Here is a 12,774-nt window from a genome sequence, read left to right as displayed (position 1 = left end):
GTGTCGATAATTTTTTATCGGATAAAGCCGCAGGAATTATAAATCTGCAATCTTAAAGTCAGCCTTGTAGACAGAGAAACAGCTCCGCCCTTATCTTATAGAGCGGAGCTGTTCGCGTATCCAATATCAGCCGACTTTGGCCCCCAGCGAACGTGCCAGCAGCACCGCCTGCTCCACATCGAGCCTTACTCCCTTTAAGTCCAGGCTTTTCAGGTCAATCCCTTCCAGCTTAGCATCCCTTAGATCTGCTCCCGCAAGCTTGCACTGGGCCAGTTGTACCCGGCTTAAATCCGCACCGCGCAGATCGCATTTTTGCAGATTGCAGCCAAGCATGTCCGCCTCAGCGAACCTGATGCCCCGCAGGTCCTGCCTGCTGAGGTTAATATGCCGCAAATTGGTGTAAGACCAATCCCCGCCGATCAGCGTAATGCCGTCCATATACGCATTGGAGAAATCGGAGCCGACCATTTTGCAATCCTCGAATTTAGACACAAACAGATTTGCCCCGGAGAACTTGCAATTGGTAAACGCTGCTCCTTTATGGAGCGAGGCATTCAGCAAGGCGCCGGTAAAATCACAATCCACAAAACGGCAGCCGCCGGAAGTCATTTCTTCCATAGAAGCTCCCTTAAAAGAACACCTATCAAACGTGCAGCAGTTCAGTTCTCCATCACGCAATTCGGCGTAATCAAAATTATGCCCGGTAAAATTTTCATTGTCATATTGATACACGGGGTATCTGCTCCTCTCTCGTTTCAACAAATAAGTAAAACTTTTCTTTTTAAAAAATAGCACTTTAGGAGATTGTTCAAATGAAACCATTTCGTTATAATAGCAAATAAACTAGCGGAGGTGAACAATGGACGACTCCAGCAGAAAAGAACCGTTCCGATATGTAATGAACCAGCCCATCGAATGCTGGCTTGAACTTCCTGCTGGTAACAACGGCCCCGGGGCAGGCAAGCTTACGGAAGGCGTACTGCTTGACCTTAGCCGTTCAGGGTGCAAAATCCGAACTTCGCTGAATCTCCGCTTCACTGCAGGCGATACTAAGATAATTATCCACTTTCAGCTGGCAGAAGACAAACTTCAGTTTGTGGGAAGTGTACGCTGGGGCTGGATGTTCGGACTTGGCCAATATCAATATGGGGTAAGATTGGATTTGCAGGAGGATGAAGAAGAGCAACTCCTGCGGGAGCTGGAAAGCTGGACTAACACGCGCAGTGCCCAGTAAGTTGGTTAATAGGGCACAGCCGGATGTCCTCCTTCGAGGACGTCTTTTGCTGTGCAAACACGAAAAGCAGGGCAATTAGCCCTGCTTTTGTTCAGCAGCAAACACCGCATGAGTAGTTAGTTGCCCCAGCCTCCCTAACAAATGGAGCGGCGATTTAAGCCTCCACCCTTTTCTTCAGCAGCACGATCATCGCATAGATTAGAACGATTGCAACTGCCGCTTCAAACAACATCGGCCAATAATTAAAATCGGGATAGGAGAATGTAATCCCGCTAGGGATCGTTTTCACTTCATAAACATCAAACTCGAACATGTTCTCTACACCCGCGAGAGAACTTTTAAACATCAGCTGTTCAAGATAAGACAGCCCGTTCTGGAGTACCACCAATACAGCGATGATGATCCATATCTTTCCTCTGACCCGCAGACTATTGGCCACCTTGATGGCAAACATAATGAAGATCAGTATTAAACCGGAGAACCAGATAAGCTGCAGTATGCAGTTTAGGGCAACCGGCCAGAAGTTTCCCGGGAGGAAATCCGCCGAATATACGAGAATATAGATCCCAAGATGCAAGGTTGCGATGATAACAACGGATAAAAGCAGCGTCCAGCAGAGCAGCAGCGGTGACAAGATGGTATACAGAGAACTCACCGGCAGAAGCCGGCGGTGATAAGATTTCAAATTGCGGCCATAGGTAATCGCGCTAGTGAGCAGAAGGCTGCACCCCACTACGACATACGTGGTCAGATTGATTGCGACCAATTGACCCCCCATGTTTCTGTTCCAATACCATGTGGCGGCATGCACCAGAATTGCGATTACAAAGTACGCAAGAATCCGGTCACGGCTCCGTCTAAAATCGTATTTTATCAGCTTCAGCATTCTGCATACACCTCTCTGAACAGCTCGTCAATGCTTTTTCCCCGTTGCAGCCTTAACTCCTCCACATCACTTTGCAGGACGATTTCTCCTTCTTTTATAAAAATAACTTCATCAAAGATCCGTTCAATATCTGTTACCAGATGCGTCGAGAGCAAAATGCTGCTGTCTTCCTCGTAAAATTCCATCAGCGCATTGAGAATTTTCGTCCGCGCCACAGGGTCCACTCCGCCAATAGGTTCATCCAGCATGTATAAACTCGCCCGCCGCGAGAGGACCATGGTCAGCTGCAGCCGTTCGTTCATCCCTTTGGAGAGCGTCTGCACCCTATCCCGTTCACTAAGCTTCATAAACTCCAGCATACGTTTGGCTTTGACCGGGTCAAAATCCGAATAGAAGTCACGCTGAAATTTCATCGCATCTCCTACACTCATCCAAGGGTCTGTCAGGGGCCGGTCCGGCATAAACGAAACCAATGCTTTGCTCTGTTTCCCTACCGGAACACCGAGCACAGACACACTTCCTGAGGTTGGCTGTGCCAGCCCGGCAATCAGCTTCATGAGTGTACTTTTCCCGCTGCCGTTGCTGCCGAGCAGCCCGGTGATTCTGCCTGCACCGAGTTCAAAAGAAACCCCGCGCAGCGCCTGTTTTGAGCCGTATTTTTTAGTAACCTGTTGTACTTGAAGTATACTGTCCACCCTGGCAATCCCCCTATTTACTATTCCTTTGTGCAATATTCTCCGCCACGACCGTCAAGATCTCTTCTCCCTGGAAACCCAGCTCCTCCATGCCGCGGATAAACCGGTCCAAGACATCCTGGGCCATCTCTTTTTTAATGGTCATAATGGTCTCTTCCCTCCCCGTAACATATCTGCCCATACCCCGCCGTGTTTCCACAATCTCTTCACGCTCCAATTCTTGAAAGGTTCTTTGCACCGTGTTTGGATTTATCTGCAATTCTGCGGCCAGTTCCCGCACCGAGGGGATTTTATCGCCGGGTTTCAGCTTGCCTGTGATAATCTCGCCTTTGATATAATTCATGATCTGAATATATATGGGCTGGTTGTTGTCAAATTCAATGGTCATCAAGCAACGTCCCTTCGTCTGAACACCACAAACCCCGCCAGCAGAAACGCAATCAGATAGACCGCCAGCATAACAATGGAAAAGCCAAGAGTCATGCCCGGCAACGGCGCTGCGTTGTTGTGGTAGACACTAAGATTTATATTCGGAAACAGAAAGTATTTGTAGAAATCACGGTAAATAACTACTTTATCCAAGGTCAGTGCAAACATCGTAATCCCGATGGTCACTCCTGTGGAGGTCGTCAGCACCCCGATCATAAACGCCAGCGTTACATATACGACCGTGTACACGCAGCCGTACAGCAGCGAAAGTAGTATATCTCTTATTCCCGCTTCTCCCCCGCCAACGTCAAACCATAGAGCACCCGAGAGATACACAGCCACGGCGGCAACTGCGGTCAGACTCAGCGCGAACAGCAGTACCGTTACATACTTGGAGGCTAGAATAGCCATACGGCTGCGTGCGCGGATAAGCAGAAACTTGATCGTTCCTTGGCTATACTCCTTGGATACAATCCCCGCTGTTCCAATGATGGCGAGTATAGCGATGACCTGGCCTATTCCGGTTGGCTGCAGCATCACCGCCGTAAACTCGGAAGCAGAGGCGAATGACTCTTTGGAAAAAGCTTTGATCATATAGCCTAACAGAAGCGGCAGCAGAATCAGCAGCACATGCGGCACGAAAAAAGAACGTTTCTTCGACAGCTTCAGCCATTCATTCAGCACCAGATCGTTAAATTTACGCAATGCGGTTGCCCCCTGTCCATTTCAAGAAATCTTCTTCAAGGCTTTGTTTGTTCTCCGTAATCCGATATACGCCGACATTGGCTCTTCCCAATGCCTCAACGAGCTCAGGCACCCTGATGTCCTGCAGCCGTATGTTTAGTTCAGAACGGGCCTCATTCACGCTGCCCAGCCCCACTCCCTGCAGCTCTTGTATAACTCGTTGTGCGGCTTCCATCCCGCCTACCCGGACAGTGAGTGACACTTCTCCTTCCTTCTCTTCCCCGGCACCCAGCTTGGTTACCGTCACCAGCTTTCCGTTCTGAATGACAACGGCCCGATGGCAAATTTGTTCAATCTCTGCAAGCATGTGGCTAGAAATGAGGATGGATATCCCTTCAACTTCAGCGATTGTCCGCATATAATCACGCATTTCGCGTATTCCCGCAGGGTCCAGGCCATTCGTCGGCTCATCCAGAATCAGCAGCTTCGGCGAATGGAGCAGTGCCTGGGCGATACCGAGCCGCTGCCGCATACCAAGTGAATAAGCCTTTACCTTCTTGCCCATCGCTTCCTGCAGCCCAACCAATTGCACAACCTCTTCAATCCGCGATTCCGGAACATCATCACTCATCCGTACATACTGCTTCAGATTATCCAGCCCGGTCATATGCGGATAAAACTCAGGGTTCTCGATAATCGCTCCGATATGGGCTATTGCCCGGTTGAAATCATTGCGGATGCTATGTCCTTGAACCAGCACATCCCCTTCGCTCATCTTGATCAAGCCGGTCATCATGCGGATCGTCGTTGTCTTTCCGGCACCGTTAGGTCCGAGCAGCCCGACAATTTCTCCTTTGCGGATGTCAAAAGACAGCTGATCCACTATCGCCTTTCCTTTGATAACCTTACTGACCTGATTCATCTGCAACACAATGGAATCTTTCCCTTGTGTTGCAAGTCCCTGTGTACTCATTGACTGTTTCATAGCAACCTCCCTGAAAAAGTAAAAATATTGGAAAAACAAATACTGTGTCGGTGTGTTAGTTACATAGTACACTAGTAACGATGTGATGTAAAGCCATTTTTTAGGAATTGGGTGTCATTAAAAGGCGGCCCCATAGTTCCTCGTCCAAGACTTCCTCTCAAGCAAACATAGAATAATGGAAGCGATGCTCACAAAACTTTTAGGAGGAATGAAAATGAAACGAGAGGTTCATATTTCCCAAACTTACCCGCGGCTCACCGTATACTCAGAAGAGAACTACAGGGGACGGAGCAGAATTTATACCGGCAATCTCGGGATCCGTAATACAGACAACATTCTCGACGGAATCGAAAGTCTGCGCTTCTTCTCCACCAGCAGCAATGCTACGCTTGTATTGTTCAGCAGAACCCGCTTCAGAGGCATTTTCCGTGTACTGCGTGGAAACCACAGCATCCGAGATCTGGATGATTACATCAACGGCAACGACGTGGAATCAATCATCTCCACCAATCAAAGGCTGACGTTAGCGCAAATCCGCAATATCCGCGACAGCGGAGAGCTGCCTGCCGGATATCGTCTGATCTAGAGTTTATGGGCAGCCGCTATAAAAGAGGGTACACCCCGCCTCCCGGCAAGGTGTACCCTCTTATACTCGAATCTGCTTATTCCCCTGCAATTAACTGCAGCAGTTCTTCAACCACCCGCTGAGGCTGATAGCTGTGAATGTAATGGGAGCTGTCAGGCACGATGATTTGTTTGCCCTTGACGGACCATTCAGGAAGAACTGCTTGGCTGTCCATCCAGGAGGCATCATCGTCAAGCTTGCCGAAATAGTCGGCAGTCAAGACAGTGACAGGAATCGGAAGCGGTTTGCTGCCAGCCAGCACGACGCGGGCATTCTCTTGACTCTGGCGAATTTCATCGGTCATATTCCGGTTGCCCGCCAGCAGCAGTACCGCTTTGCGGTTTATTTCCTTCAGCTTCTCGGGCAGCAGCTTATCCCCATTGCTGTCACTGGCTACCCATTCAGCGAATCCATTTACGTGATATAATGCCCGCAATATGCCGGTCGCCCGAAGCCCCTTGTATATTCCGGACACTAGTTTAAGCTCCGGACTGGACTCATAGTATTCAGGACTTCCCCCGTCAATCAGCAGAATCGCCTTCACTTCTTCAGGGTACCGCTGGGCATAACGGATGGTTTCCAGTGCGCCTAGCGAATGGCCGACAAATAGATAAGGCGGCTTCTGGCCGGAAACTTGCAGCAGTTCGTGAACTTCATCGGTGATGGAGTCAATATCCCGCTTTCTGCCGGTTAAGTCACTATATCCGTAACCAAAGCGGTCATAGACCGCAATTTTCGCATGCTGCCTCAGCCCCTCGTACAATGGAGAAAAATCGGCGTAAGGATTTGCCGTTCCCCATCCGGCTGCAAACACCACAGTCGTCGATCCCGCACCCTCAGTATATAGGTGCATTTTACCTCCTTTTACCTGATATAGGTCTCCGGCGGGTGAATAATTCTTCCTGTCCTGTGTGGAACCATACCATTGATATGCGGCTCCTAACCCGGCCAATACAATCAGTGCAGCCAACAGGCAGAGTGCAATTTTCACACCTCTTCTTTTTAACATACACTCCTCCAATTCCTTGTTTGAAGCTGCTCTTCACCTCGATAACGTTATATTCAGACGTTTCTCACTCATAAGTCTTGAGAGATATTCGTAATTTTTTGAATGATAGACTGAACTTCATGACTATCCTTAACTACAAACAAATGGTCTGCTTCGCTTGCTGCTGGTGCCACCACATCGCCATGATGAGACTCTGCTTGTTGCCGACTAAGGACTTCTTCAAAATTAGACGCACTTCTGAAAATAGTTGTACTGCGCTGACTATTGGTAATACGAGAATGAAGAATATCGTCGGGGATTTCAAAATGAACAAGTATGCTGACAAAACCTTTGTGATGAAAACGTTCGAGCATTTCTAAACGACCTTTGCGACCACGATTGGCGTTACATAAAATGAGATGTGAACTTGACTCATTAACAGCATAATCTACAATTGTCCGTGAGATGGCATTTTTGAAGGTATTGACTCCTTGTTTAGGCAGCAAGCTTTTGTAATGAGTGTTGATAAATTCAGCCTGGTCATCCCGGTCAATCACAACTGAGTTGTGTAAGTGCTGTTCTAATTTTTTAGCAAATGTAGTTTTCCCGCTATGTGTTTTACCGACGGTAATGATCACTAACCTTTTCATCCATGCAACTCCAATTCTCCAAAATATTCAATAAGCTTCAATAAGCAAATACAGCGAACCCATTCATAGATTTAACTTTGGCTGTCCGTTTATTACGGAGATCGATACTTACAGCTGAAGCTGGACGAATAAGATAATGCGCTTAACCGGGGGGGCTGGCTGTAGAGCTCAGATCCATGATCCATACCGGGAGACAGCTGTATCAAGCTCCGCCTTGCTCTTCCAGTAGAATTTCTTGAATTTGTGCAGCTCCAACTGACAGCTGGGTTACCTCTGCGGATAACTGTTTCACTTGTTCATGAAGCACTTGTGCTTCATCCGTGCCCTCCAGATAGCGGGTGACAAAGTGCAGGAACACATCAACTTTTCTAAGCAACATCAGCACGGGAACGGCCTTGATTTCGGCTTCGGTAAGACGGACCCTGGTGCTGAAACCCCGGCAAAAATCCCGGACCGCCGCTCCTTCCTCCGCATGACCCAATAGCCCCGACAGAATTACCGCAGGCTCCATCGCCCTCACATCAAAGGTGCAAAATTCAAAATCAAGCAACGCAGCTACTTGCCGGTGATCGCTTGTCTCCACCAGCAGATTGGAAGCATTCAAATCTCCATGCACCAGCTGATGCGGCAACCCCTTAAGTTCAGCCAGCGAATCCGCAATATTTTCATAAGCGTTGTAAAGGATCTCCAATCCCTTAGCAAGTTCAGTAAAGGGGACTGGCGGTTGCAGACACAGCTCCCGGATTACTTGTCCGGTACATAGCGGATAAGCCTGCCGCAGCTCATAATAAGGCCGGTAGACCGGAGCAAGTCCGGGACTTATCTCTGCCAGCACTATAGACAATGTACCTGCCGCCTCCCCGAAGGATCCGAAATAGCCAGACTCCTGCTCAGTGGGCGAATCTCCGTCTATGTATTCGAACAAGCAGCTAAATTTACCAGCCCTGTCCTCCAGCTGAACCAAAGTTTCTCCGGCCGGTGTCGCGATGGGAACAGGCACTCTGAAGGGTAAAGACAACATCCCCAGCTTTTGCAGCACGGCATGCTCGAATTCTATTTTCTCTCTATCTTTATGTGTATCATAGATTCGCAGCACGGCGCGGCGAGTGCTATTTTCTACAAAATAGGTTGTATTATTCCAGCCCCCGCTCCGCTTCCTCAATGTTCCACTCCACTCCGGCCAAACTTGGCTTACAATAGTATCCGTAGGCTTATGCCCCTCTCTTGTATGTATTGTGACGAGTCTACCATAAAGTGAAAAATATTGATCAATTCAAAGGCAATTGTAAAATCAGTGACTGGCTGTGTCAAATCGCCAAATCAACTAAAATAACTACTTCCAGCGAACCCCCGATTTTTACGCTATAATAAATTTCATATTGATATACGCAAAGGATGGGATACTTATGGACGCAACTGTTTCCAAACGATGGCTGCTGGCAAGGCTCTTTGAGCCGGAGCAGACCATAGTGGACTGCCGGTTTACGCTCGGTAAACCTCAGGCTGGCCGGGAAAGCTATGAACAAGAGCATATTCCGGGTGCGGTCTATCTCGATTTGGAGCTGGATCTGTCAGGCCCTGTGGGAGAACATGGCGGACGCCATCCCCTCCCCGACCCGCAGGTACTTGCTGCACGCCTCTCGAAGCTGGGAATCGGAAATGATTCACGCATTGTCGCCTATGATGACGAAAGCGGCATGAATGCTGCGCGGCTCTGGTGGCTGCTGCGTTACCTGGGGCATGAACAGGTATTCATTCTGGAAGGCGGCTTCAGCGCATGGAAGGCAGAGAAATTCCCTGTAACGGAGCATCAGCCGGTGCGGGTGCCAAGCTCGTTCCAGGCAAATGTGCAGCTGCAGATGCTGGTTGACGTGGACAAGGTACACCAGGTATCTGCTAATATGGAGCCTTCGGCTTCTGCAACTGGCCTCTCTCCGGTCCTTATCGATTCCCGCGCCCGGGAACGCTTCCTGGGTCTGGAAGAAACCTTGGACAATAAAGCCGGACATATCCCTGGTGCGTTCAGCTTCTTCTGGAAAGATACGCAGAATGCTGATGGAAGCTACAAAAGTGCCGAGGAGTTGCAGGAGCATTTCTCCGAGCTGGACAAAGACGCTGAAATTATTGTTTACTGCGGCTCCGGTGTCACCGCCTGTCCAAATGTACTGGCACTGGAAAAGGCCGGGTATAGGAATGTGAAGTTGTATGCAGGGAGCTGGAGCGATTGGATTAGCTATGAGGGGAATCCGGTGGCTACTGGTGAATAGAAAACTTGAAGAGCCCGCGTCGGACGCGGGCTTGGGGGCTGTGACAGGTTGCCGGGAGGCAGACTGTTCCAGCCCTCTTTGGGCTTTTCGATCAACAACCTGCAAACTAGAACAAGGCGAAAGCAGTTGCAAACGGCCCCTAACCAGCCATGGCTGGGCTGTCGGGTCAAGTTGATTGAACGCTTGGGGGCTTTGTTTGGCCATCCACAAGCTAGCTTTCGGGAGCTTGGCCGCTTTTGGGAACACTTCCCTTCGTTTTGCTCGGCGCTAATTTAAAAGCTTACGCAGTCTTACGTTCCGAAGCTTCCAAGCGTAAGGCTAAGCGAGCCCGCAGGGCAGTCAGCATGTGTCCGACATACTGCCGAACGTGGTCGGTGGTCTGTTTCTCCGACTTAAGTGTCGGGTACTGTTCGGCCAGCCAGCGTTGCAGATAGCGGTAGTGGCTTTTGTAGTCGTTCTTCGTTGCAAAAAGCTGCCCGATCATTATAGTGACAGATTTAACGTGTTGCTGTCTTCTTTTTGCTTTTATATGACTAAGATGGCTTCCAAAATGCAATATAGTGTTTACATTTTACAATACATAAGTTACAATCACTCCCAACCAATAACTGGAAAGGAGCTCTCGTGTGCTTGTTAACAACGTTCGCGAACTGAGGGCACGCTTCAGATGGTTGCAGCAAGACGTAGCGGATGCCATCGGAGCCACTCGCCAGACAGTAGGGTTAATCGAGAAAGGAGTTTACTCCCCTTCAATAACGCTCGCTCTTAAAATTGCCGCTGCTTTCAAGTTACCCGCCGAGGAAGTTTTTTTATATAAGATGTTAAAACGGATTATGTGTTCTCCATTACTTTCAAACCGTTGTTTCCCGGCACCATCGCAAATATTGTTCAAAAATAAGCGTATTTCTACCGAGAGGAGATCAAATTAATATGAATATAGCCGGCAAGTTGATGCAAAAATTCAAAGATCTCGATAACCAGAATAAGCTGAAAGTTTATCAGGGCAAAGCGGAGCTCATCAGGAAACGGAATTTGGAAGCATGGGACGATGGGCAGTTTCAAGCGGAATCCCTCAGGCTGCAAGAAGAAGCAAAATCGGGTATACCTTTGGACGAGCTGCTTGTCGATGCCTATGCGCTAGTTTGTGAAGCAGCGAAGAGAACGCTCGGATTACAGCCTTACGATGTCCAGATCATGGCTGCCATAGCTCTACATGAGAGATTTCTGATCGAGCAGCATACCGGTGAAGGAAAAACACTCTCTGCTGTTATGCCTGCATATCTAAATGCACTGACCGGCAAAGGCGTTCATGTGCTGACTTTTAACGATTATTTGGCCAAGCGGGATGCGGAGTGGATGGGCCCGATCTATCGTTTCCTCGGGTTAACGGTAAACTCAGTTCAAGCGGGCATGAGCCTGTCCGAGAAACGGGAAGCATACGCCAAGGATGTAACCTATGTTACGGCCAAAGAAGCGGGATTCGATTACTTGCGCGACACAATCGCACTAAGCGAAGCTGATACCGTGCATCGTCCTTTCCACTACGTCATCGTCGACGAAGCGGATTCACTGCTTCTTGACGAAGCGCGGGTGCCGCTAGTCATCAGCGGCGATTCGGCCTCTTCCAGGAGCGACGGCTTTCGTTTCGCAGAAGTGGCTCGGCAGCTCAAGCAAGCAGAGCATTACGACTTCGATGAGTTCCAGCGGAACGTTTACTTAAATGAAGCAGGCGCTGCAAAAGCGGAATCGCTGCTGGGATGCGGCAATTTGTACGATAGCCATAACAGTCACTTGCTGACGTCATTAAATTGCGCGCTGCATGTGGAATCATTATTAAAGAAAGACGTCGATTACATCGTCCGGGACGGCAAAATCGAGCTGATCGAAGAATATACCGGCCGCGTGGCGGAGAACCGGTATTTGCCGGACGGGCTGCAAGCCGCGCTTACGGCCAAAGAAGGGCTGTACTCCATAGCCGGCGGGAAAATTCTCGGGACGATCACCATTCAACACTTCATCAGCCTGTATCCGCAGATTTGCGGAATGACGGCTACCGCGCATGCTTCTGCAATAGAATTCGAAGATATTTATGCAATGCAGGTCATGCAAATCCCGCCGAACCGGCCAAACATCCGGATCGACCATCGGCACCGGATTTATACCCATAAAGAAGCCAAGCATAAGGCACTCGTACAAGAAATCTCATCCGTCCATAGGACGGGACGTCCAATTCTCATTGGTACGTCAAGCGTCGAAGAGTCTGCCATGCTGGCAGAGGCGCTAGCGGCTGCCGGCGTACCTTGCCATGTTCTGAATGCGAAAAACGACGCGGAAGAAGCCGACATCATCGCCAAAGCGGGAGAACCCGGCGCAGTGACGGTGTCTACAAATATGGCGGGACGCGGCGTCGACATCCGGCTCGGCGGCGGCGCCCCCGCACAAGCAGAGGTAGTCGCCAAGCTTGGCGGGTTGTACGTGATTGGCACCCATGTGAACGAAAGCGTGCGGATCGACGACCAGTTACGCGGGCGTTCCGGCCGCCAAGGCGACCCGGGATCTTCCGTTTTTTATGTAAGCTTGGAGGACGAGTTGCTGCTTCGCTTCGGCATCCATAAAGCGGTTCGCGCTCCAAAGCAGGATGAGGCTCTTGAAGAGCCAGTACTCAGTAGTAAGATCACAAGTATTCAGCGTATTGTTATGAGCCAAAACTTCGATATCCACAAGGAACTGAACTGTTATTCGGATATGGTGGAGGATCAGAGGCGAATTCTATACGCGGAGCGGCTCCCAATTTTGAAAGGTGAGAAGCCGATGAGTCCTTCGGAGCAGCGAGTCAGGCTTTATTATATCGACGAGTTCTGGGCTGAACATCTTGCGTATGTTTCTTACCTTCGCGAAAGCATCCACTTAGAGAGCCTTGCCAGCCGTAATCCAATCGACGAATTTCATGCGCAAATCACCGAAGCCTACGAGCAAATTCCTTCTAAAATAAATAGCGCGGCGGAGAATATGCTTGAAAGGCTCGGAGGTTCAAATGACCCGGCGGAGTGGGAAAAGTTCGGTCTTAAGAGCCCTGCTTCCACCCGGACTTATATTATCAACGATCAATACCTACAGAATAAGCGCAGCTCATGGACCGGAACGACTGTATTTGCTTATTGGATTCGCATGATTATGAGGCCGATGTTCAGACTGTCAAAATATTGATGCAGCGTAGCTTCAAGGATAATCGCGTTGCCGCCCATTTGCTGCACGAAATAACGGCTGATCTGCTAAGAGCGAAAGCTCGATACATCCTACACTGAAAATGTTTTCCGAAGCGAAGCGTAGA

The 12,774-nt window shown here is 49.4% G+C and carries 13 protein-coding genes and 1 pseudogene; 5 read left to right on the top strand and 9 right to left on the bottom strand.

Going from position 1 to position 12,774, the window contains the following annotated elements; all coding sequences use genetic code 11:
• Window positions 1-126: 126 nt before the first annotated feature.
• A complete protein-coding gene (locus NSS79_RS15075; protein WP_342439952.1) occupies window positions 127-732 on the bottom strand; it encodes a pentapeptide repeat-containing protein in 606 nt (201 codons plus the stop codon).
• 127 nt (window positions 733-859) lie between these two features.
• Between NSS79_RS15075 and NSS79_RS15070 the strand changes: the two genes are divergently transcribed.
• Complete coding sequence (locus NSS79_RS15070) at window positions 860-1,234, top strand: PilZ domain-containing protein (protein WP_038591155.1); 375 nt, start codon at window positions 860-862, stop codon at window positions 1,232-1,234.
• Between the two features lie 154 nt (window positions 1,235-1,388).
• Here the strand turns inward: NSS79_RS15070 and NSS79_RS15065 are convergent, their stop codons facing one another.
• From NSS79_RS15065 to NSS79_RS15045, 5 genes are read right to left on the bottom strand one after another with little or no spacing between them, the layout of a single operon-like run.
• Window positions 1,389-2,120: a hypothetical protein gene (locus NSS79_RS15065; RefSeq protein WP_342439951.1), complete on the bottom strand. Its 732-nt coding sequence runs from the start codon at window positions 2,118-2,120 to the stop codon at window positions 1,389-1,391.
• The gene (locus NSS79_RS15060) at window positions 2,114-2,815 is read right to left on the bottom strand and encodes an ABC transporter ATP-binding protein (protein ID WP_342439950.1); all 702 of its coding nucleotides are present in this window, start codon (window positions 2,813-2,815) and stop codon (window positions 2,114-2,116) included. The genes NSS79_RS15065 and NSS79_RS15060 overlap by 7 nt, the downstream gene beginning before the upstream one ends.
• Before the next feature lie 13 nt (window positions 2,816-2,828).
• A complete protein-coding gene (locus NSS79_RS15055) occupies window positions 2,829-3,203 on the bottom strand; it encodes a GntR family transcriptional regulator (protein WP_341092758.1) in 375 nt (124 codons plus the stop codon).
• Window positions 3,203-3,949: an ABC transporter permease gene (locus tag NSS79_RS15050; RefSeq protein ID WP_342439949.1), complete on the bottom strand. Its 747-nt coding sequence runs from the start codon at window positions 3,947-3,949 to the stop codon at window positions 3,203-3,205. The genes NSS79_RS15055 and NSS79_RS15050 overlap by 1 nt, the downstream gene beginning before the upstream one ends.
• On the bottom strand, window positions 3,942-4,913 hold the full coding sequence (locus tag NSS79_RS15045) for an ABC transporter ATP-binding protein (protein WP_342439948.1): 972 nt from the start codon (window positions 4,911-4,913) through the stop codon (window positions 3,942-3,944). Before NSS79_RS15045 ends, NSS79_RS15050 begins: the two co-directional genes overlap by 8 nt.
• A gap of 214 nt (window positions 4,914-5,127) precedes the next feature.
• Between NSS79_RS15045 and NSS79_RS15040 the strand changes: the two genes are divergently transcribed.
• Window positions 5,128-5,499 carry a hypothetical protein gene (locus NSS79_RS15040; protein WP_076109215.1) on the top strand — a complete coding sequence of 124 codons (372 nt, stop codon included), beginning with the start codon at window positions 5,128-5,130 and terminating at the stop codon, window positions 5,497-5,499.
• Between the two features lie 76 nt (window positions 5,500-5,575).
• On the opposite strand, the gene NSS79_RS15035 is transcribed toward NSS79_RS15040, so the two are convergent.
• The 3 genes from NSS79_RS15035 to NSS79_RS15025 all read right to left on the bottom strand — a co-directional run bounded on the left by NSS79_RS15035 (window position 5,576) and on the right by NSS79_RS15025 (window position 8,338).
• Entirely contained in the window at window positions 5,576-6,547 is a 972-nt protein-coding gene (locus NSS79_RS15035) for an alpha/beta hydrolase (RefSeq protein WP_342439947.1), read from the bottom strand.
• 68 nt (window positions 6,548-6,615) lie between these two features.
• Window positions 6,616-7,176 (bottom strand): AAA family ATPase, encoded by a 561-nt coding sequence (locus NSS79_RS15030; protein WP_342439946.1) that lies wholly within the window; start codon window positions 7,174-7,176, stop codon window positions 6,616-6,618.
• A 202-nt stretch (window positions 7,177-7,378) separates the two neighbouring features.
• Window positions 7,379-8,338 carry a phosphotransferase gene (locus NSS79_RS15025; protein WP_342439945.1) on the bottom strand — a complete coding sequence of 320 codons (960 nt, stop codon included), beginning with the start codon at window positions 8,336-8,338 and terminating at the stop codon, window positions 7,379-7,381.
• 244 nt (window positions 8,339-8,582) lie between these two features.
• Here NSS79_RS15025 and NSS79_RS15020 point away from each other — a divergent pair, with 244 nt between their 5' ends.
• The 3 genes and pseudogenes from NSS79_RS15020 (at window position 8,583) to NSS79_RS15010 (ending at window position 12,650) form a co-directional block, all read left to right on the top strand.
• Window positions 8,583-9,443, top strand: coding sequence for a sulfurtransferase (locus NSS79_RS15020; RefSeq protein ID WP_342439944.1), 861 nt, complete (start codon window positions 8,583-8,585; stop codon window positions 9,441-9,443).
• 626 nt (window positions 9,444-10,069) lie between these two features.
• Window positions 10,070-10,252, top strand: a pseudogene (locus tag NSS79_RS15015) (helix-turn-helix transcriptional regulator); the annotation flags it as partial.
• Between the two features lie 121 nt (window positions 10,253-10,373).
• Complete coding sequence (locus NSS79_RS15010; RefSeq protein ID WP_342439943.1) at window positions 10,374-12,650, top strand: DEAD/DEAH box helicase; 2,277 nt, start codon at window positions 10,374-10,376, stop codon at window positions 12,648-12,650.
• The last annotated feature ends 124 nt before the right edge of the window (window positions 12,651-12,774 follow it).

The organism is Paenibacillus sp. FSL L8-0436, from assembly GCF_038593025.1.
GTDB lineage: Bacteria > Bacillota > Bacilli > Paenibacillales > Paenibacillaceae > Paenibacillus_AQ.
This window is presented reverse-complemented; position numbering and strand designations above follow the sequence as displayed.

What these genes read in the sequence shown, in the direction of transcription:
- NSS79_RS15070 (WP_038591155.1), top strand. Translation starts at nt 860, where the DNA reads ATGGACGACTCCAGCAGAAAAGAACCGTTCCGATATGTAATGAACCAG.
- NSS79_RS15065 (WP_342439951.1), bottom strand. Translation starts at nt 2,120, where the DNA reads ATGCTGAAGCTGATAAAATACGATTTTAGACGGAGCCGTGACCGGATT.
- NSS79_RS15055 (WP_341092758.1), bottom strand. Translation starts at nt 3,203, where the DNA reads ATGACCATTGAATTTGACAACAACCAGCCCATATATATTCAGATCATG.
- NSS79_RS15045 (WP_342439948.1), bottom strand. Translation starts at nt 4,913, where the DNA reads ATGAAACAGTCAATGAGTACACAGGGACTTGCAACACAAGGGAAAGAT.
- NSS79_RS15040 (WP_076109215.1), top strand. Translation starts at nt 5,128, where the DNA reads ATGAAACGAGAGGTTCATATTTCCCAAACTTACCCGCGGCTCACCGTA.
- NSS79_RS15035 (WP_342439947.1), bottom strand. Translation starts at nt 6,547, where the DNA reads ATGTTAAAAAGAAGAGGTGTGAAAATTGCACTCTGCCTGTTGGCTGCA.
- NSS79_RS15030 (WP_342439946.1), bottom strand. Translation starts at nt 7,176, where the DNA reads ATGAAAAGGTTAGTGATCATTACCGTCGGTAAAACACATAGCGGGAAA.
- NSS79_RS15020 (WP_342439944.1), top strand. Translation starts at nt 8,583, where the DNA reads ATGGACGCAACTGTTTCCAAACGATGGCTGCTGGCAAGGCTCTTTGAG.
- NSS79_RS15010 (WP_342439943.1), top strand. Translation starts at nt 10,374, where the DNA reads ATGAATATAGCCGGCAAGTTGATGCAAAAATTCAAAGATCTCGATAAC.